This is a genomic window from Pseudoalteromonas sp. P80D2 (assembly GCF_036680945.1).
GTDB lineage: Bacteria > Pseudomonadota > Gammaproteobacteria > Enterobacterales > Alteromonadaceae > Pseudoalteromonas > Pseudoalteromonas shioyasakiensis.
Window position 1 is genome coordinate 275,153 of the sequence record NZ_JAZDAR010000037.1, and the last position, 19,902, is coordinate 295,054.

15 protein-coding genes and 1 tRNA gene are annotated in these 19,902 nt (G+C 42.7%); 10 read left to right on the plus strand and 6 right to left on the minus strand.

Translation table 11 applies throughout. The features are described 5' to 3' along the window. The first annotated feature begins 15 nt into the window (after nucleotides 1-15). The 3 genes from VRK28_RS11475 to VRK28_RS11485 all read left to right on the plus strand — a co-directional run bounded on the left by VRK28_RS11475 (nucleotide 16) and on the right by VRK28_RS11485 (nucleotide 7,217). Nucleotides 16-2,430, plus strand: a complete 2,415-nt coding sequence (locus tag VRK28_RS11475) for a TonB-dependent receptor (protein WP_332393958.1) — start codon at nucleotides 16-18, stop codon at nucleotides 2,428-2,430. A 28-nt stretch (nucleotides 2,431-2,458) separates the two neighbouring features. Then, on the plus strand, nucleotides 2,459-3,844 hold the full coding sequence (locus tag VRK28_RS11480) for a 5-methyltetrahydrofolate--homocysteine methyltransferase (protein WP_332393959.1): 1,386 nt from the start codon (nucleotides 2,459-2,461) through the stop codon (nucleotides 3,842-3,844). A gap of 157 nt (nucleotides 3,845-4,001) precedes the next feature. Continuing rightward, on the plus strand, nucleotides 4,002-7,217 hold the full coding sequence (locus tag VRK28_RS11485) for a S41 family peptidase (RefSeq protein ID WP_332393960.1): 3,216 nt from the start codon (nucleotides 4,002-4,004) through the stop codon (nucleotides 7,215-7,217). A 96-nt stretch (nucleotides 7,218-7,313) separates the two neighbouring features. Here the strand turns inward: VRK28_RS11485 and rtcR are convergent, their stop codons facing one another. Next, nucleotides 7,314-8,906 (minus strand): RNA repair transcriptional activator RtcR, encoded by a 1,593-nt coding sequence (gene rtcR, locus VRK28_RS11490; protein WP_244269409.1) that lies wholly within the window; start codon nucleotides 8,904-8,906, stop codon nucleotides 7,314-7,316. A gap of 249 nt (nucleotides 8,907-9,155) precedes the next feature. On the opposite strand from rtcR, the gene VRK28_RS11495 reads away from it, so the two are divergent. The 7 genes from VRK28_RS11495 (at nucleotide 9,156) to VRK28_RS11525 (ending at nucleotide 15,275) form a co-directional block, all read left to right on the plus strand. Beyond that, nucleotides 9,156-9,226: transfer RNA gene (locus VRK28_RS11495), tRNA-Ser, on the plus strand. 233 nt (nucleotides 9,227-9,459) lie between these two features. Then, a complete protein-coding gene (locus tag VRK28_RS11500) occupies nucleotides 9,460-10,614 on the plus strand; it encodes a slipin family protein (RefSeq protein WP_062566370.1) in 1,155 nt (384 codons plus the stop codon). Between the two features lie 28 nt (nucleotides 10,615-10,642). Then, nucleotides 10,643-11,869 carry an RtcB family protein gene (locus VRK28_RS11505; RefSeq protein WP_332393961.1) on the plus strand — a complete coding sequence of 409 codons (1,227 nt, stop codon included), beginning with the start codon at nucleotides 10,643-10,645 and terminating at the stop codon, nucleotides 11,867-11,869. Between the two features lie 2 nt (nucleotides 11,870-11,871). Further along, complete coding sequence (gene rtcA / locus VRK28_RS11510; RefSeq protein ID WP_332393962.1) at nucleotides 11,872-12,900, plus strand: RNA 3'-terminal phosphate cyclase; 1,029 nt, start codon at nucleotides 11,872-11,874, stop codon at nucleotides 12,898-12,900. A 15-nt stretch (nucleotides 12,901-12,915) separates the two neighbouring features. Then, the gene (locus VRK28_RS11515; protein ID WP_332393963.1) at nucleotides 12,916-14,172 is read left to right on the plus strand and encodes a multifunctional CCA addition/repair protein; all 1,257 of its coding nucleotides are present in this window, start codon (nucleotides 12,916-12,918) and stop codon (nucleotides 14,170-14,172) included. Next, complete coding sequence (locus tag VRK28_RS11520) at nucleotides 14,169-14,984, plus strand: nucleotidyltransferase domain-containing protein (RefSeq protein WP_332393964.1); 816 nt, start codon at nucleotides 14,169-14,171, stop codon at nucleotides 14,982-14,984. Before VRK28_RS11515 ends, VRK28_RS11520 begins: the two co-directional genes overlap by 4 nt. A gap of 30 nt (nucleotides 14,985-15,014) precedes the next feature. Beyond that, nucleotides 15,015-15,275, plus strand: a complete 261-nt coding sequence (locus VRK28_RS11525; protein WP_105173847.1) for a hypothetical protein — start codon at nucleotides 15,015-15,017, stop codon at nucleotides 15,273-15,275. Between the two features lie 29 nt (nucleotides 15,276-15,304). Here the strand turns inward: VRK28_RS11525 and VRK28_RS11530 are convergent, their stop codons facing one another. The 5 genes from VRK28_RS11530 to VRK28_RS11550 all read right to left on the minus strand — a co-directional run bounded on the left by VRK28_RS11530 (nucleotide 15,305) and on the right by VRK28_RS11550 (nucleotide 19,727). Next, a complete protein-coding gene (locus VRK28_RS11530) occupies nucleotides 15,305-16,564 on the minus strand; it encodes an AAA family ATPase (RefSeq protein ID WP_165385109.1) in 1,260 nt (419 codons plus the stop codon). Further along, nucleotides 16,551-17,201, minus strand: a complete 651-nt coding sequence (locus tag VRK28_RS11535; RefSeq protein ID WP_288344756.1) for an RNA ligase family protein — start codon at nucleotides 17,199-17,201, stop codon at nucleotides 16,551-16,553. Before VRK28_RS11535 ends, VRK28_RS11530 begins: the two co-directional genes overlap by 14 nt. Before the next feature lie 149 nt (nucleotides 17,202-17,350). Then, nucleotides 17,351-17,683, minus strand: a complete 333-nt coding sequence (locus VRK28_RS11540; RefSeq protein WP_054563017.1) for a low molecular weight protein tyrosine phosphatase family protein — start codon at nucleotides 17,681-17,683, stop codon at nucleotides 17,351-17,353. Between the two features lie 203 nt (nucleotides 17,684-17,886). Beyond that, nucleotides 17,887-18,579, minus strand: coding sequence for a peptide chain release factor H (gene prfH, locus VRK28_RS11545; protein ID WP_332393965.1), 693 nt, complete (start codon nucleotides 18,577-18,579; stop codon nucleotides 17,887-17,889). Beyond that, complete coding sequence (locus VRK28_RS11550; RefSeq protein WP_332393966.1) at nucleotides 18,576-19,727, minus strand: RNA ligase RtcB family protein; 1,152 nt, start codon at nucleotides 19,725-19,727, stop codon at nucleotides 18,576-18,578. Before VRK28_RS11550 ends, prfH begins: the two co-directional genes overlap by 4 nt. Nucleotides 19,728-19,902 lie beyond the last annotated feature (175 nt).

A 19,902-nucleotide genomic window follows, 5' to 3' on the forward strand; every position in this document is an offset into this window, starting at 1 on the left:
CCATAATGGTGAATAATGAATAACATCTCAAGAGTGGCTGTCGTCATAGCAGCGTTATTACCAGCCAGTGTTTTGGCACAATCGATCAAAGGCGTTGTTTTAAATAACCAAGGTAAAGCGGTGGCTAATGCCACAGTTGACCTTGAAGGGTCTGATCAAAAAGTAACAACTAACGACAAAGGTGAGTTTGAAATCAGCGGCTTAAATAACGGCTTAAAAGAGCTACATATTTCAGCGCCAGGTTATGCTCACTTACATCGAGATATCACACTTGCCAATGACCAAGACCACAGCGCAACCTTTAATCTAAAACGCTCACCGATTGAAGTGATTGATGTTGAAGCAACGCCGATTCATATGTCGGCAATGGAATCTGCCTCACCTGTTAGTGTGTTATCTGGCGAACAATTAAGACGCCAACAAGCATCAACGCTTGGCGATAGCCTCGAAAAGCTGCCGGGCGTTAACACAAACTTTCATGCCAAGGTTGCCAGTACGCCTGTGATCCGTGGTTTGAGCGGCCCACGTGTTTTAATTACGCAAAATGGCTTAGATGTAAGTGATGTGTCACGTGTTGGCCCTGATCACTCAGTGGCATCGGAAGCATCAACAGCGCAGCAAATTGAAGTATTACGTGGCCCAGCAACTCTTTTTTATGGCAGCGGTGCAATTGGTGGTGTCGTCAACGTAGTTGACAGCCGAGTACCAACAGATAGCACAACACGCGGTGAGTGGAACCTAGAACATAACTCTGTAGATGAGCAAAAAGTTGCTTCGTTTAATGCCACCACAGGGACAGAGTCATTTGCCTTTTATGCTGATGCATTCTGGCGTGAATCAGACGATTACGAAGTACCTGTTGCCGCCGATATTGACGACACAGAGCACAGCTCAAAGTACGTAGTAGAAAACAGTAATGAAGACTCAGATGGCTTTACTGTTGGTACTAGCTACTTATTTGAGCAAGGTTACCTTGGTGTTGCGGTTGAGCAATTTAACCGCCAATACGGTATTCCTGGCCATACTCATGGTGAAGAAGAAGAGCATGATCACGAAGAGGAGCACAGCGAAGAAGAAGCTGTTTTTGCTGATCTTGAACAAACCAAAGTCCAGCTACTTGGTGAATACAATATCGACAGTGAGTGGCTAAGCAAAATTAACTTACGTGCAGGCCACACTGACTACGAACACGCTGAAATCGAGCACGGTGCTGTAGGCACAACTTTCAAAAACGAAACCAATGAGCTGCGCGTTGACATTTTGCATAGCCAATTTGATGAGTGGAATGGTGGCGTTAGCTTTCATTACAAAAAAAGTGATGTAGAAGCACAAGGTTCTGAAGCATTCACCCCTCCTTCTGTTACTGAAAGTATTGCTTTTGCAATTATGGAAGAAAAGCATTTTGGCGACTTTTTAGTGCAATTAGGTGGCCGTGTTGAGCGAGTTACTATTGATGCTAACAATGTGCTGTTACCTGAGATCGATGCCCATGCACATGATGAAGACGGTGATGAGCACGACCATGATCATGACCACGAAGAATCCGGTTACACACGTGTATTTGATGTTGCCCAAGAGTTTACACCGGTCAGTTTATCAACAGGTGTGGTATGGGATTTTACACCGGGTTATAACCTAGGTTTATCGGTATCGCGTTCTGAGCGCGCTCCGTCTGCTTCTGAGCTGTTATCTTTTGGCCCACACATTGGTACTGCAACTTATGAAGTTGGTGCGCTATTCGACACTCATGATGGTCATTTTGAGCTATCAGAAGAGGCTATCGACTTAGAAACGGCAAACAATATCGACCTGACATTCCGTAAAACCGAGGGTGATGTTGGCTTTATCTTCAATGCCTTTTACAACCAAGTAGATAACTATTATTACCAGATCAACACAGGCCTATACGCTGAAAGCGGTCATGATCACGACCATGGCGACGAACATGATCACGAAGAAGAGCACGATCATTCATCTGAACTACCGGTTTATTTATTTAAAACAGACGATGTGATTTTGCATGGTTTTGAAGCGCAAGTTGCTTGGCAGCTAAGCGACGAATTTAAAGTCGACTTATTCTCTGATTATGTACGCGCGCGATTAAAAGACGGTGGAGATTTACCACGCACTCCACCACTGCGTTTTGGTACTGAGTTTAGCTATCAAACCGAAAATCTAACGGCAAATATTCACGTTACGCGCTACCAAGAACAAGACCGCATAGCACAACAAGAAACCACAACAGACGGCTATACCCTTGTTGATGCCAGTATTTCTTATGACTTATCGGTATTGAACCAAGACCTATCGCTTTATTTAAAAGGCACAAATTTAACGGACACAGAAGCCCGCGTTCATAGCTCATTCTTAAAAAATATTGCACCACGTCCTGGGCGTAGTTTTGCGCTTGGTGTTCGCGGCTACTTCTAAAACAAGATTACAAATAAAGGAAACCTACATGACACATTTATTTAGATTAAAACTATTGGCACTGGCAATTAGTAGCCCCCTGATCACCGCATGTGGTGACGCAGAAACAAATATTGTTGAGAAAGACCCTATCGAGGTTCCAGACGACAGTGGTGATGACCATGATCATGATGACGGTTATACCATTGACTCAATGGGCCGTTTAGCGGTTTTAGCAGCTGATAGCAACGAAGCGAATATCTTTGATTTAGATGACGACTCATTACTAGAAACGTTTTCGCTTATCCATGATTCAAGCTCACTAAATGTTTCACCAAGCTACCGTTATGCAGTTATTGCTAACCGCAGCCAAGATTACTTAGGCTTTATCGATGGCGGTTTATGGCGTGAAGATCATGGCGAGCATTTACATGATTATAAACAAGGCCCTGCATTTAGTGACTACGAGCTAACAACGGGCAGCCGCCCTACTCACATAGTTAAACATGATGGTCAAATGGCCGTGTTTTACGATGGTAATGCCGATGCAGGTACAGTTGCCTCTGTAGAAGTGTTAACTGATAACGATATTACAAACGAAACCGCGACACTTACTGGTATTCAGTACGACATCAATATGCACGGTGTTGCAGAGCCACGTGGCGAGCACCTAGTTGCAACCTTGCGTCGTGCTGATAGCGAAAGCACTTCAAACGCTAAAATCCTGCCGGATCAAGTGGGTGTTTTCCATCTTCATGACGGTGAATATGAGCTTGAACAAACATTTGAAGTTACTTGCCCAGATTTACACGGTGCAGCGCAAAACCATGATTATGTAGCATTTGGTTGTGGTGACGGTGTACTGGTAGCCCACCAACATGACGATGAATACCATGCAGAAAAAATCGCAAATATTGAAGCGGTTGGCGATTTGAGGATCGGTACTTTATATGGTCATGAAGCAAGCGACAGCTTTATTGGCGTTGCATCAGGCCATGGTGGCGGAGCCGCAGTTTTTGTAAATATCAATCCAAGCGAAGCTGAAATGGAAGTACTTGAGTGGCAACTTGATGAAGGCGCAAGTGCTGTATCTTACTCATTCTCAGCAAGCGGTGAGCACTTTTTAGTACTTGATAGCTTAGGCTTTTTAAACGTGCTTGAAGCCCATGAGCACGACGGCCACATGCACTGGGAACTTGCCGGTAAAGTAGATATCACTGAAGAAGACGTAACAATGATGCCAGAGGGCATGAACTTCAGCATGACTGTGTCACAAAATAGTGAGTTTGCTTACGTTGCTGACCCTATCGCTCAGCACGTACTTAAAGTACATATCGAAGACCTTGAAATTGAAGGTGATCTTGAAATGACTTTTGCACCAAGCGCCATCACTTGGTTAGGTATCGCAGAAGAAAGTGACGATCACGACCACTAAGAAGTTATGTTTTATGGTATGACATAGCTCGCAAAGGTTGGCATTTACTGCCAACCTTTTTTTATTCATATTTTGTAACAGACTTTCATCGCATCAGCATCGCTATTTGAAACTGAATAGTTATGATGTAACAGTTCCCAAAATAGGATGTAATCCCATGAAAAAACTAACAACGTTGGCACTGGCCATGGCTGCGACACTGGCACCTTGGGCATCAGCTTACGAAACAAAAGACACACGCTTACTGCGTTTTCCAGATATTCATAACCAAAACGTTACCTTTGTGTACGGTGGCGATATTTACATTGCTAATACGCAAACAGGCGAAAGCAAACGCTTAACTGACCATATTGGCTTTGAAACCTTCCCTAAGTTTTCACCTGACGGTAAACGCATTGCCTTTGCAGCCGAGTACAATGGCAGCCGCCAAATTTATGTAATTAACAGCGATGGTTCTGGCTTAAAGCAACTGACTTATTACAACGATGTTGGCCCAATGCCACCACGCGGCGGTTTTGATTATCGTGTTCTCGATTGGACACCAGATGGTAAAAATGTGGTATTTCGTGCTAACCGCACACCGTGGGGTAAGCGTATGGGTCGTCCATACATGGTTCCTGCTGACGGAGGCCTTGAGCAGGCTCTGGCTATTCCAGAAACCGGCGGCGGTATGCTTTCGCCAGATGGTAGTAAATATGTTTACACGCCAATTGACCGTGAATTTCGTACTTGGAAACGCACCCGTGGCGGTCGTGCACAAGATGTCTGGGTTTACGATCTAAAAAACAATACCTCAGAGCAGCTAACCACTAACCGCGCTACCGATCAGCAACCAACCTGGGTTGGCGACAACATTTACTTTGTATCTGACCGAGATTACACCCTTAACTTGTATCAATACCAAAAAGGCGCTGAGCCGAAAAAGCTAACCAACCATAAAGACTTTGACGTACTGTGGCCATCAGCTGGCCCAAATGCTGTTGTTTATGAAAATGGTGGTTACCTTTATCGCTTTGACCCAAAAACTCAAAAAAGTAGCAAGCTAAGTATTAACATTGCTGGTGTGCGTCAATACGCAATGCCGTACACAAAAAATGTGAGTGACTTTATCGACTCAATGTCGATTTCTCATGATGGTAAACGTGCACTCTTTACTGCCCGCGGTGAGCTATTTAGCGTACCGGTTAAACAAGGCCCAACACGTAACTTATCTTACACAGCAAAAGGCCGCGAAATTGACGCAAGTTGGTCGCCAAATGGCCGCTATATTGCTTATATGAGCGATGAAAGTGGCGAATACGAAATTTACTTAAAAGACCGCAGTAAAAATAATGCCACCAAGCAGCTAACCAGCAACGGAACTATTTGGCGTTTTACACCTATTTGGTCACCAGATAGCTCAAAACTGTTATTTGCAGATAAAAACCACACACTCTGGTGGATAGATGCAAAATCAGGTAAACAACACAAAATTGATACCAGCATCTACGATGAAGAAGGCATTCGCCAATATACTTGGTCGCCAAATAGCGAAGACATTGTGTATGTAAAAAACAATGAAAACCGCTATGCCTCGCTGTGGCACTACAATGTTGATAAAAAGAAAGTGACTCGCTTAACGGATGAAATGACCAATGAGCAAAACCCAACTTTCTCTCCTGATGGTCAATACCTGTATTTTAGTTCTGAGCGCGACTTTAACTTAGCCTTTAGCAGCTACGAGTTTGACTACATGTTTAATCGTGCAACGCGTATTTATGCCGCAGCCGTAAATGACAGCATCAAACCACTTATCGCACTACAAAGTGATGAAACAGCAATCGTAAGCGATAAACAAAAAGATGACGACAAGAAAGCGAAAAATACCCTGCAAAGCAGCGACTTTATGCAGCGCGTTACCGCTTTAAATGCGCCGGCTGGAGATTATCGCGGTTTAACGGCTGTAAAGGATGGCGTGCTAACACTGGCTAATGGCGGCCTACAATTGATAGGCACAGCTCACGACAGCGAGCTTGAAACCGTGGCTAAAGGGGTTCGTAGTTATACTATTTCGAGCAACGGTGAACACCTGTTAGTACATGTGGGTAACGATTACAGCTTAATTGAGCCAAAAGCAAAACAAGACCTAGCAGCGAATAAGCTAGATCTTAGTAACATGACCTTAAAAATTGAGCCACAAATTGAATGGCAGCAAATGTATGTTGAAGGCTGGCGTACATTACGTGATTGGTTCTACGATGAAAACCATCACGGCCAAGATTGGGACGCAATTTTAGCTAAGTATCAACCTATGGCTGATGCAATCTCACACCGTAGTGACCTAGATTACATTCTCAGTGAAATCGCAGGTGAAATTAACTCAGGCCACATTTATGTACAGTCGGGTGATATGCCTAAAGCAGAGCGTAAAAAGCACGGCTTATTGGGTGCAAAACTTGCCAGCGATCCATCTGGATACGTAAAAATTGAGCAAATCTTCCAAGGTGAAAACTGGCATGAAGACTTCCGCTCACCACTTGGCACAACAGGGGTAAAAGCACATAACGGCGACTACATCATTGCCGTAAATGGCCGCTCAGTAAAAGACGTCGCTAACTTCTACGAATTACTAGAGAACACTCAAGGTGAGCAAGTTGAGCTAGTCCTTAACAGTAAGCCGCGCAGCAAAGGTGCATGGCAAGTTACCGTTAAGCCTGTAGCCAGCGAGCAAGGTTTGCGTTATTTAGACTGGGTTAACTCTCGTGCAGCCTACGTTGATAAGCTATCAAATGGCCGTATTGGTTATGTTCACTTACCAAATACAGCCTACGAAGGTAACCGCGCCATGTTCAAAAACTACATGCCGCAAACCACCAAAGACGCCATGATTATTGATGACCGATACAATGGCGGCGGCTTTATTCCTGAGCACATGATCACTTGGCTTGCTCGTAAACCGCTTAACTACTGGAAGCGCCGCGGTGTTGAGCCTACGAAAACACCACAATTTGCTCATGATGGTCCAAAAGCCATGCTGATCAATGGTTACTCAAGTTCAGGCGGTGACGCTATTCCTTACTACTTCCGCCAAGCGGGGTTAGGTAAGCTTATTGGTACCCGTACTTGGGGTGGATTAATTGGTATTTCGGGTAACCCAAGCCTAGTAGATGGCGGCCAAGTTATCGCGGCAACATTCCGCATTTTAGATAACGATGGCAACTGGATCATCGAAAACGAAGGTGTCACCCCAGACATCAAGGTGGTTGATCGCCCAGAGCTAATCTACCAAGGTAAAGATCCATCGATTGAACGTGCCGTAGAAGAGCTATTAAAAGAGCTAAAAGACAACCCGAAAAAGCCACTCACCGTGCCACCAGCACCGACTGACTTTTAATTCTTAACTGGTTGTTAAAAAACAAAAAACCCCGCAGCAATGCGGGGTTTATTTTTAATTAAAAGAACTACCATTTAACTTGTATATACAAATAATTTAAGCTAAGTCAGACCATGCTAAATTGAATTTACGTAAGTATTTTTGTAATCGAGTTGAGTCATTGGCTTGTGCTTTTTTGGTACGACTCACATCAAATAATTCACGACCAGCTGAGGCCATGCTTGAATGCTGCTCACAGATACTAAGCACATAATTTAACTGAGCAATATCAAACTGATCTAAATTCGCTATTTGCTCTTCTGACAAATAGTGAGCAAGGCGATTAGACGCTTTAGGTTGCACATTAGATTGCCATGAGTCTTGTAACCGTGCGATTTCGTCATTAACATCAGTCACGGTAATACGCGAAGAGCTCGCTAAAGTACATAAACGAGTAATTGCAGAGCTTAAATCACGAAAGTTTCCCCGCCATACCGCTCGCTTCGACATAGCAAACTGCTCAAACAACTGCTTTGCTTCTTTATTGAATTGAATTCGCTGCCCGGTTTTTTGCTCAAATAAACCCATTTCATAGTCAATATTGGCAGGTATATCTTCTTTTCTGTCTTTTAATGCCGGTAACTGATAGCTCCACAAATTGATACGCGCTAATAAATCTTCACGAAACAGCCCTTTTTCGACTTCGGCTTTTAAATCTTTGTTAGTGCCAGCTATGAGTTGAAAATCACTCGCAACAGTTTGATCACTGCCCACTGGATGAAAGGTCTTATTTTCAATGGCATGTAACAGCATTGCTTGCTCTTCTAAACCAAGCTCGCCAATTTCATCTAAAAACAGCACACCATTATTTGCAGTGAGTAAGTAACCGCTTCGCTCTTTTTGAGCACCTGTAAAAGCTCCTTTTGTGTGGCCAAACAAAGCAGCCATGGCATTTTCACCACGTAATGTGGCGCAGTTAACCGACACAAGCTCACCTTTTAAAATGGCGCGCTTCTTTTTCAGTTTATAAATTCTCGTTGCCAACTGGCTTTTACCAGCTCCCGTAGGACCCGTCAGAAGCATAGGATCATCTGAACGAATAGCCACAACTTCAATCTGCGCAATCAACTTATTGAATGCACTGTTTTTAGTTTGAATACCGCCTTTTAAAAATGCATTACCTTCTAAATGCTCTTTATCAAAACGAGTGGCAAGTTGATCATATTTAGATAAGTCCAAATCAATAATTTGAATCTTACCTGTCGCTTTATTTTGATTATGCTTATTGGGTGATGTTTGAATTAAACGCCCAGGAAAATGACCACTCTCGGTTAATAAGAAAATACATATCTGCACAACATGGGTGCCAGTCGTGATATGAAAAAAGTAATCGTGCTGATCAGCATCAAAACGCTGTTGATGGCACCAATCATAAAGCTTGGCGTAAACCTCTTCAAAATCCCAAGGGTCTATAAAGTTAATATTTTCAAGGCATACCGTGGTTTCTGGGGAAACTGACTCAATATCTACTGCAACATTATTCGCTAAACGCGAGCTATGAGTATCATGCATCATATACAGCTTATTAACGATGAACTCTTCTTGACTACATAAACTGACATTGGGTCGCCATCTTGCCCAACGATCAACACGCTTACCCACATAGTCTAATTGAGTTCCGAGAATACTCACCACAATCGTACTTTTCAAAATATATCCTTATAGATAGAAACTGTATCTATTTAAATACCAAGTAACACTATCGTCAAGTACCTCATCACCCAACACAAACTACAAAAATATAATAAAAACATAAAAATCAGTGCGTTAGAAACTAAAAAACACTCTTTTTTAGTTGTGGCACAGCTCTTGGAATAGAGAAGTGTGATTAATTAGGAGTGATTCAAATATCACCCTGGTGCGTTACACACTGTGAACACGTATGCCTAATCACAAAACTATTAATGTAGCTCAGAGGTAGAGCAGCGAAATGATTTCGTCGGTCATGGGTTCGATTCCCATCTTAATACCATAAGTAGCTCAAACAGGTAGAGCACCAAAACCAATTTGGATGTTGCGGGTTCAAATCCCGCCTTAGTCAAAATCGTAACTTTAAATGTTAGTAAGTCGTTGTTTGCGCTGACTGATAAACGCTTAAGCATGAACGATAACAGCAAGCCGGATGCTCCCTGTTATTGCGACGCCCAAAGCCTTTTTCAGATAACAAATACACACTTGCTAACAATCAATAAGGAAATAGAACATGTTAAGAAAAACACAATTAGTAGCAGAGAACCAAAGAGTGCTCGTTTTTAAAGACCAGCAACTAACAGACGTGTTAACGCCAGGAAAGCATCGTTATTGGGATTTTCAGAAGCAGCTTGAGTTTGTCACCTTTGATATTAACTCACTGTATTTCTCAGAGCGAAATACTGAACGTTTGTACCGCAATAATCCAATCTTGCAACAGCATATAAGTCATTGGAAACTTGAGAACAACGAACTAGGTATGTTGTATGTTGATGATTTACTACAAGGGATCGTCGCTCCTGGTGAGCACTTATATATTTGGCAAGATGCAGGGGCTATAAAACTTGAAAGAATTACTCTCAACAGCACTCAAGCGGTGCCTGAGCAATTATTAAATTTAGTTAATCGAGCTGGTGCAAATAGCGCAACTCGCTTAATTAGAAGCGAAAAAACAGTCGCAATCAAACCGATCGCCGAGTTTAAAGTCGCGAAAGAGCATGTAGGCTTACTTTACATTAACGGCCATTTTATTGGGAAGTTGCAGCCTGGTATTCATGCCTATTGGCAATTTAACCATGATATTGAAGTGAAATGTTATGACTGTAGAACACAAAGCGTAGAAGTATCTGGGCAAGAAATTCTCAGCAAAGACCGTGTTAGCCTACGCATTAATTTGACTGCCAATATCAAGCTGATGGATGCTGAGCTTGCAGCAAAGAGCGTAGATAAATTGGATGAATTCATCTACAAAACTCTACAACTAGCACTCAGAGAAGCGGTTGGTACAAAAACGCTCGATGATATCTTATTAGATAAGTTGTATATCAATGAAACAGTGAAAGAGCTGGTGATTGAACAGCTGAAGGAGATTGGTATTGCTCTATCTGGCGTTGGTGTGAAAGACATTATTTTACCGGGCGAGATGAAAGCCATTTTAAATCAAGTAGTCGAAGCGCAAAAAGCAGCTGAGGCAAATGTAATAAAGCGACGTGAAGAAACATCAGCAACACGCAGCTTACACAACACCGCGAAAGTAATTGAGAACAACCCGACGCTAATGCGCCTTAAAGAGTTAGAGGCATTAGAGAAAGTCGCAGAAAAAATAAATAACTTAACTGTTTATGGCGGCCTTGAAGGGCTAATGAGCGGGGTCGTAAAAATAGCCTAACAGGCTAGGACGAGTAAGGAATCAAATTATGTGTAATAACTACAACACAATCGAACAACAAGGACAGGTACCTATAAAGGCATGGACAAAAGGCGTACCGTTTGAAGATGCAGCTATTGCTCAATTAAATAATATTGCGCAAATGTCGCTAGTTCATTCTCATATCGCGGTCATGCCAGATGTTCACATGGGCAAAGGCGCCACAATAGGTAGCGTCATTCCCTCTGTAGATGCAGTGATCCCCGCAGCGGTAGGTGTTGATATTGGTTGCGGCATGGTTGCAACTAAAACAACGTTAACGGCTTCGCAACTGCCAGATAATCTAGCGGCAATTCGTCATGCGTTTGAAGCTGCGGTACCACATGGTCGAACGGGCCGAGGTAGAGGGGCTCGCGACAGAGGTGCTTGGCATAATATTCCTGATTTTGTTGCAGGTGAGTGGCAAAAACTTGAGAAGCGATTTGAAAAAATCTGCGCTAAGCACCCTGCAATTAAAAACAGCAATCATGTAAATCACCTAGGTACGATGGGCACAGGCAATCATTTTTTAGAACTCTGCCTAGATGAAAACAATGCTGTTTGGGTCATGCTGCACTCAGGTAGCCGAGGAGTTGGTAACCGCATAGGTACTTACTTTATCGAGCTGGCTAAAAAAGAGATGGAGCGTCATCAAATCAACTTACCTGATATGGATCTTGCGTATCTGAAAGAAGGAAGCGAATACTTTGATGACTATGTTGAGGCTGTAGAATGGGCGCAAGATTTTGCAGCTAAAAACAGAGAGATCATGATGTTTAACGCTATCAAAGCGCTTAAAAAGCAAATACCTATCGCTTTTGAAACCGCGGAGCTTGCTGTTAACTGTCATCATAACTATATCTCGCGTGAGCATCACTTTGGCAAAGATTGTTTTGTAACACGCAAAGGAGCTGTACGTGCACAAAAAGGTGAAATGGGGATCATTCCCGGAAGTATGGGAGCGCGCTCTTTTATTGTTCGCGGCTTAGGAAACCCAGATAGCTTTAATAGCTGTAGTCATGGAGCCGGCCGAGTCATGTCTCGTACAAAAGCTAAAAAGGTCTTTAATATTCAAGATCAAATAGCGGCAACCCAAGGGATAGAATGCCGCAAAGATGCCGCGGTGATTGATGAAATTCCGCATGCGTACAAGGATATTGAAAAGGTTATGGCAGCACAGCAAGACTTGGTTGAGGTTGTACATACACTAAAGCAAATAGTCTGCGTAAAAGGATGATAATGAACTATTTAATAATCGATGGAGCACAAGGTGAAGGCGGAGGGCAAGTACTTCGCACCGCCCTCACCTTATCAATGTTAACCAAGCAAGCCATTGAAGTTGTTAATATTCGGGCCAAGCGAAAAAAGCCTGGCCTGTTACGCCAGCACCTAACCTGTGTGTTAGCAGCACAACAAATCTGTAATGCCGAAACAGCAGGAGTTGAACTAGGCTCAAACCATATTCGCTTTGCGCCTAAACAAATAAAAGCGGGTGATTATCACTTTGCGATTGGCACAGCAGGCAGTACAACGCTTGTATGCCAAACTGTATTACTGGCATTAGCGACAGCAAAGCAGCCCTCTACCATAACCTTTGAAGGTGGCACACATAATGGCATGTCACCTTCACTGTGCTTTTTTGAGCACTGTTATTTGCCAGCTTTAGCAAAAATGGGGGTGTATTGTGAGCTCACTGTTACCAAGTATGGCTTTTACCCTGCCGGTGGTGGCAAATGGCAGTTAACCATTTACCCGTGTGAAACATTAAAGCCCTTTGCGCATTTTGCACAGCCAACGAAGGATGCCAAAAAGGCGATTAAAGTACTTGTTAACAAGTTACCGGGGCATGTTGCGAAGCGTGAAATTAGCACTGTAAAACAATACCTTGATTGGACAGGCGCTGAAACCACGATAACTCGTGTAGAAAGTATAGGAGCTGGAAACAGCTTGCAGCTACATATAACATCAGACACTCATAACAGTATTTTTGAAGTTATTGGTCAACATGGCGTTGCAGCACAAAAGGTGGCTCTCAAAGCGGTAAAGCAGGTTAAACAATTTACCCAATCAGCAGCGGCAGTAGAAGAACATCTGGCAGATCAGTTGCTCTTGCCATTAGCTTTAGCCGGTAAAGGCGAGTTCAAAACCAGTGAACCAAGCTTGCACAGCTTAACCAATGCAGAGGTCATCAAAACGCTTTTGCATGTAGAGATAACGTTTACTCAGCTTGATGATAACCTATGGCAGGTATCATTAACTGATACCTAATTAGGATGATCGGCAATGGAAAACACATTAAAACATGTTTATTTAGTCGGTGGTGCAGTTCGCGACAAATTGCTAAACAGAGCGGCAGCGGATCAAGACTTTGTTGTTGTGGGTGAAACACCAGAAACCATGTTAGCCCTAGGCTTTGAAACTGTTGGTAGTGATTTTCCAGTATTTTTACATCCAACCACCAAGCAAGAATATGCCCTCGCTCGCACTGAACGAAAGCAAGGTCGTGGCTACAAAGGGTTCACGGTGAATGCCAGTACCAGCGTAACTTTAGAAGACGACCTTGCGCGACGAGACTTAACTATTAATGCAATGGCGATGAGTGCCGATGGCGAGCTTATAGACCCATTTAACGGCCAACAAGATTTAAATAACAAGGTACTTAGACATACATCAGCAGCATTTGCTGAAGATCCATTACGTGTATTGAGAGTGGCTCGATTTTTAGCTCGTTTTGGTGAAAGCTTTAGTATACATCCTGATACCAAGGCATTAATGATGCAAATACACCAACAAGGTGAATTAGCTTATTTAACGCCAGAACGAGTTTGGAAAGAAACCGAAAAAGCACTTGCTGAGCCCCACCCTGAGCTTTACTTCAAGACGTTGTATGGTTTAGGTGTGTTTCCAGAAATAGATGCAATGAGTGGTGTTCCCCAACCAAAAGAACACCACCCAGAGGGCGATGTTTACACCCACACACTGTTAGTTTTGCAAAGAGCGGCTCAGCTAAATTTTGATGTAGAAACTCGCTTTGCCGCATTAACGCATGATTTTGGCAAGGCGACGAGCTTTGAGCTAAACGGTAATTTACATAGCCATGAACAACGCGGCGTGGCAGTTATCAAGGAGTTTTGTCAGCGTTTAAAAGTGCCTAAACGGTTTTATGAGCTGGCAGCATTAACCAGTGACAATCATACGCGTTGTCACAAAATCGCAAAGCTAACACCAAAAACATTACATAAATTACTTGTCGACAAGCTAAATGCGCAAAATAAGCCTGCGCGGTTTTTGCAGTTTTTGGATGCGTGTCAGTGTGATGCGCAAGGACGGGGACCAAGCTTTATACATCGGCCTTATGCGCAACGAACACTTACACTGGATTTAGTAAAACAACTAAACAAACTAAATAAAAAAGCACTTGTGCAACAAGCAATACAGCAAGGTAAAAGCGGCATAGCCATCGGAAAAGCAGTTCGCGAAGCAGAAATAAAGCAACTACGAGATTACCTCACAGAGCAAAGTAGTAAGGAAACAAAATGAATAACACAACAGCACACTCAGCAATCGATGACAGTGTAAGAGCTGAAATAATGCGACGCATAAAAACGGCAGAAGCAGAACATAACGTTAAAGTGTTATTTGCTATTGAGTCGGGTAGCCGAGCATGGGGATTTGCAAGTCCTAACAGTGATTATGATGTGCGCTTTATTTATGCGCACGCTAAAGATTGGTATGTAGCAATTGATGTTGAAGAGCAAAGAGATGTAATTGAATACCCAATCGTCGATGAAATCGATATAAATGGTTGGGATATTCGTAAAGCACTCAAACTATTCAGCAAATCAAATCCCGCGTTTATTGAGTGGTTACAATCACCCATAGTGTATGTTGATGATGGCTTTTTTGCGGCACATGCAAAGCGACTAATGCCACAAATAGTGTCATCTCATAAAGGCATTTATCATTACTTGCATATGGCAAAAGGTAACTTTAGAGAGTATCTAAAAAAAGAGCGCGTTCCGCTGAAAAAATACTTTTACGTATTACGACCACTACTGGCGATTATGTGGCTCGAAAAGTACGATGAACCAGCCCCAATTGAGTTTGATAAACTAAGGGAGCTTGTCAAAGAGAACCTTGCATTGGATGCTGCGATTTCAGATTTGCTCGCCCGAAAAAGGGTAAGCTTAGAAAAAGAATACGCGCCAGCTGTGCCTGTAATTAATGAGTTTATCGAAGCAGAGTTAACACGGCATGAAAACTACACAGCTAACGTAAAGAAGAAAGTCGTCGATTTTGATGCTTTAAATCAGTTGTTTAAAACGACACTTATGCGATACGAGAGCGAATAGTTTTGTTATTTAAAATTAAAAAGGAATTATATGAAAAAGCTCATTACTTTGCGTTTACCCGCAATTTTAGCAAGCCTGATATTAATAGCGGGATTGATTTCATTAACATGGGAGAGTGGCACTTCCTATGATGATGGAGGGCTGGGTACGTTTTCATTTATTATCTTAATGCCAATAATGATATTAAGAAGCCTGATAAAACTCCCTGTATGGGTGCTCGTTCCTACGATTAGTGTTGGCCTATTCTATCTAGATTATTTTTTAAATAAGCGCATAAAAAACAAAGAATAGGCTCGCAATGCGAGCCTATTTTGTAACAATTAAAAACGACCAAATTGATAAAGTAGCTGCCCTGCTTCGCCAATCACTAATTGTCTATGTGTTTGGCTTTGCCAAGGCCATTCAAACTTTTTAAGCTGATTTTGCTGCACGTCATCACTGACGCTAAACGTTCTATTGTGGTTGTATTGTTTTAAGCTTTTAGCGCTTAATTGAAATACCACTAATGTGACTAATGCCCCGTAATTAATAGCTAACTCAATCAATGGTTCTCTAAAGTCTTTACGGGTACTTGTGGCATCCCACACTAGGTTTCTTTTTTCAGCTAGTGCCTTTTTAAAGCGTTGCTTAGCAAGTTGCAAAACTTGCCCGCGACTTTTTTGGCAGCTACGTTTACCGTTAATTTCAGCCCTAATGTCATCAAGTGAGATGACTTCAAAATCGACTAAGTTATTTGCGATCCAAGTTGATTTTCCACTGCCGCTGATACCACACATAATGTAGCAATGACTGTACTGCTGACAGGTTGTATAGTTTTTCGCAATGGCTTCTTCGACAAGCTTAATGTCGCCATCAGCTAACTGTTTTATGGCATAACCATCCAACAATGTTTGCTCTGACTTAGTAGGCTTAACCTGTATCCGCGCTAAATATGTAGTTGTGGGATTAGTTACCCCCCATAACTCATAATCTTGTGCAAACATGCGATACTGCTCTAACAAATCAAGCTGTACTGCCAAGTCATTGCAAACTCGACCGCGCATATCGGCTAATTCAAGCCAATAGAGAAGTTCTAAATCTGCATTTAGTGACAACTTGAAATAATCACTAAACTCTTGATTTTTAATCACAAGGCGTTTTGGCACTTGATGAAAACCCACCAAGCCCATAATTACCATGATCACACTGTGCTCAAGCGGAAGCTCTATCAACTTCGTTGCTAAATAACTTGCACCAATTTCTTCGTGTAACGGAGCTACAACCCTTAACTGACCTTGAATCTCCTTTTTTCGGGTGGTCAATGGCTTGGCTATATCATGCAGTAAGGCAGATAAAATCAATGCTTGTCGCTTTTTACCTGTGATATGAGAAGCCTCAGCAGCAAGCAACTCATAAACTGCTTTAAGCACTAAATCAGTATGTATTGCGACATTACCTTCTGCATGCCAAATTGAATCCTGCTCTGTTTGCTCAAATTCATTTAATAACGGAAAAAAGCACCCTAGATTCATTACACATTCGGCAAAACTAGGAGTATTTTGCAGCTCAAGGCTGGCTAACCAGTTTTCAACTTTTTCCATGCTTGCCCCCTGCCGATTTTTGTAAACCATTTGCAATAACGTCTGCGTACATCCAATGCTGCTCGGTGGTTACATGGTTATTTCTAACCCACTTAGCTACCGCACTTGCAAAATCTTTGTAATGAAAACCTTCAGCAAGTCGCACCACATAGCCTTCTTGGTTCACTGTATCTATCGAAATAGCTTTAATTGTTTGCTCACACCAAAGACCAACATACAGCTCCTTTGGTGTTGTTAGCCCCAAGCTTGCAAGAAACTGCTTAGTGTCTTGCCAACTTAAACACTGATTGAGCTCATTCCACACAGAAAAAGCCATAAAATAACTTGGCAAATTGTTGTATGAGATTGAATGCCTTGCATAAAGGTTCTCACCACAAATACGCCATCCGATTGGTATTTTATAACCGACTTGCGCTTGCAGTGCTTTTACCCACGCGCGCGATGGATGAAAGCGGCTATCAATCGATCTTGCATGAATGTAGTCATTGTATAAGGTGGTATTTTCACCATCCATTTTTTCCGTGACCACAACTTGTTTGCCGACAAAATGGCTTAAATCTCGTTGCTTTACGTCGTCATTCGTAGCCCCTAATGACCATGGAAGGTGTGGGGTACGAGGATATTTAATTCTCATCATATTTCTCCATATCTACTCTAATTAGTAGCTAGATTCATTTAGCTTTCAAAGAAATAGACACAGCAGTACGTACTCATAGTAGTGTCACTATAAGTGTTTGGATTGCTGTGCCTTGATGGAATTACATCGTTCTATCCTCGTTTTATTTATTATGCAGTGTGGTCGAAATAGTGATCGACTGACTGCTTTAAAGTTTCAATGAGTGCCTCATCCATATATTGGTACTCGTCGGGTATATCGAGTACCTGAATCGGCTTGTGCTGCAATAAACGGCTAAACTGCGCTTTTAGGCGTTGTTTATGCTTATGTTCCATCACAAAAATTATATCTGCCCAATTAATATCAGCAGTTGTTACCGTGTGCCTTGCTCGTGGGCTTGTGCCTGCAGAGCGGGCTTTAATGCCATTGTATTGGTTGAATACCTTTTCTGCCGTTGGGCTACGCCACTGGTTACGGCTACATAGATACCCAAGCCACCTCAAAATACAGAATTCAGCGTTTCACAGGTGCTTAATATCAAGGCGTTACTTTGCAAGAATGGCAGTCCCTTTTAAGAAGTAACAACGATGAGAGTAAGTGCCTGTGAAGCGCCCAAAGGGTTGGTTTAAAAGCGATTTATACTGCGTTATTGATCTTAACAATAGAAACACTATTACTTGCAATCAATGCCTTGCCTAAATCGCTTTTAATTCCAACTGAAACTCGCATCTTGAGGCGGTTTGGGTATCAACAGTTTTCCATGTCCTTTTCCTTTGTGAGTCTGGCTAAATTCAGGGCCCTTAAACGTACGAATAGGATTACCCCGTTGCAGCTCATTGTGTTGTTGCCACCGCGACTTTTGCTGCTGGCTTGCAGCCTGCTGAGCTTGCTCTGCCAGTTTTTGCATTAGCAAAGCTCGGGCTAAACGCTTATTCGCATGCTGACTTCTTTCACTCTCTACGCGAACAGTAATTCCTGTCACAACATAGGTAGCACGAACAGCCGAATCAGTGGTGTTTACATGTTGGCCTCCCGCGCCACTTGCACGGCATTGCTGAAAGCGGATCTCGCTATCAAAAGTTTGCTCTGCTATTTCAAATAGTTGACCGCCAAAGTACCAGTTTTTACGCTTATGCCTTGCTCTGAATGGGCTTTGACAAACCCACAACATCGAGCCATGCCATTGCTGAGCAAACTGTTTTAAAATTTGCGGCTCAGCACCGGTTAATTCAAGTAATACCGATTTGTAGCAGCCTGAAAGCTCAGCTTGCTCTACTGCAAGAGTATTCACCTTAATAGCTAACGCTTTAGCATCACACTCAAGGCGCTTAACAGCCATAGCCACCGCTTTACAGCACTCTAAAGGACCCACCCCTGACGATAATTGCACTAAGATCATCCGCACGTTCCTTGTGTTTTAAAGGTAAGCACAGGCTTTAATTTGGCAATTACAGTAACAAGCCCAGCATCAACAAGGTCATCAATAACTGTTTGGCAGTCTTTGTAAGCTTGTGGTGCTTCATCATAAAGCAGCGTTTTATCATTACAGATCACCCTGCTACCAAACGCAGTGCGATATAAATCTTCCTTTTTAAACTTGTGACTCAAACGGCCTTGGCATTCTCCACGCTTCCATTTGCGACCAGCGCCATGTGCAAGGGAGCGTAAGTTTACGTTTTGCTCAACCGTTGGCTTAACTAAGTAACTGTAATCACCGCGAGAGCCCGGGATCATAACAGCCCCTTGATCGCTGGGTGTAGCGCCTTTTCGATGTAACCAGCCAGCTTGTCCTGCAATCTGTGATTGACTTACAAGGTTATGATTTACATCTAAAACCTCTTCGCCACCAGCACGAATAGCTTGTAAAAAACGCCGTGCGATCAGTTCTCGGTTTAACTGAGCCCAACGCAGTGCTTCGTCATGTTTGGCCATATAATCTGTAAAGGCACCACTTTCTACCTCAAGGCCATCATGGTTATGCTCTGCAATATGCTTAACTAAAATAGCTTGCCCTAACCCTCTAGAGCCAGAATGCACCAATAGCTGCAGTTGTTTAGGTTGTAGGCCTAAAGCAAGCAAGGCTTGTTGATCAAACACTTCTTCAATCGCCTGAAATTCAGCGAAATGATTGCCACCACCTATGGTGCCAAGGGCACTATCAAAACCAGTTTGTGTGATAGCTAGTTCATGTTTTCGCTCGCTAATCAATGTGTGCCAACTTTCATCTAGCGGCAGTTCAACATCGCTTAAGCGTTTTGCGAGCTTATCTACATTTAACTTGGCTAACTTGGTATTGGTTTGCCAAAGCGACATACCGCAGCCAATATCATTCCCCACTAAAGCGGGGTAAATTCTACCTTCTGTAAAAAAGGCTGCCCCAATGGGGTAACCTCGACCTGGGTGTAAATCGGGCATACCCGCTACAGCGTACATACCAGGTAATTCAGAAGTTTTAATTAATTGTTGTATTGCTAGCCCTTCAATCCACGACTCTTTAGACGCAATAAGGCTAACGTTATCAGTAAGTTTTTGGACGGACTTGCCCATAATACCAATTCCTTTCTCTGCAATAGAAAAATGCTAACGAAAAATGATTTGGCAGGTCTTTGATTAATTGATCAGGCTTAGCTTTGAAAAGCTAATAAAGAAATAGCTTCGAGCTAGGCAAGAAAACGACCTGCAAAGGAACAAGTTGTATAAGTCATATTGTTTACTCCTCTAC

Excerpts from the sequence above, each read along its gene's own strand:
- VRK28_RS11475 (WP_332393958.1), top strand. The coding sequence starts at position 16 with ATGAATAACATCTCAAGAGTGGCTGTCGTCATAGCAGCGTTATTACCA.
- VRK28_RS11480 (WP_332393959.1), top strand. The coding sequence starts at position 2,459 with ATGACACATTTATTTAGATTAAAACTATTGGCACTGGCAATTAGTAGC.
- VRK28_RS11485 (WP_332393960.1), top strand. The coding sequence starts at position 4,002 with ATGAAAAAACTAACAACGTTGGCACTGGCCATGGCTGCGACACTGGCA.
- VRK28_RS11500 (WP_062566370.1), top strand. The coding sequence starts at position 9,460 with ATGTTAAGAAAAACACAATTAGTAGCAGAGAACCAAAGAGTGCTCGTT.
- VRK28_RS11505 (WP_332393961.1), top strand. The coding sequence starts at position 10,643 with ATGTGTAATAACTACAACACAATCGAACAACAAGGACAGGTACCTATA.
- rtcA (WP_332393962.1), top strand. The coding sequence starts at position 11,872 with ATGAACTATTTAATAATCGATGGAGCACAAGGTGAAGGCGGAGGGCAA.
- VRK28_RS11515 (WP_332393963.1), top strand. The coding sequence starts at position 12,916 with ATGGAAAACACATTAAAACATGTTTATTTAGTCGGTGGTGCAGTTCGC.
- VRK28_RS11520 (WP_332393964.1), top strand. The coding sequence starts at position 14,169 with ATGAATAACACAACAGCACACTCAGCAATCGATGACAGTGTAAGAGCT.
- VRK28_RS11525 (WP_105173847.1), top strand. The coding sequence starts at position 15,015 with ATGAAAAAGCTCATTACTTTGCGTTTACCCGCAATTTTAGCAAGCCTG.
- VRK28_RS11530 (WP_165385109.1), bottom strand. The coding sequence starts at position 16,564 with ATGGAAAAAGTTGAAAACTGGTTAGCCAGCCTTGAGCTGCAAAATACT.
- VRK28_RS11535 (WP_288344756.1), bottom strand. The coding sequence starts at position 17,201 with ATGATGAGAATTAAATATCCTCGTACCCCACACCTTCCATGGTCATTA.
- prfH (WP_332393965.1), bottom strand. The coding sequence starts at position 18,579 with ATGATCTTAGTGCAATTATCGTCAGGGGTGGGTCCTTTAGAGTGCTGT.
- VRK28_RS11550 (WP_332393966.1), bottom strand. The coding sequence starts at position 19,727 with ATGGGCAAGTCCGTCCAAAAACTTACTGATAACGTTAGCCTTATTGCG.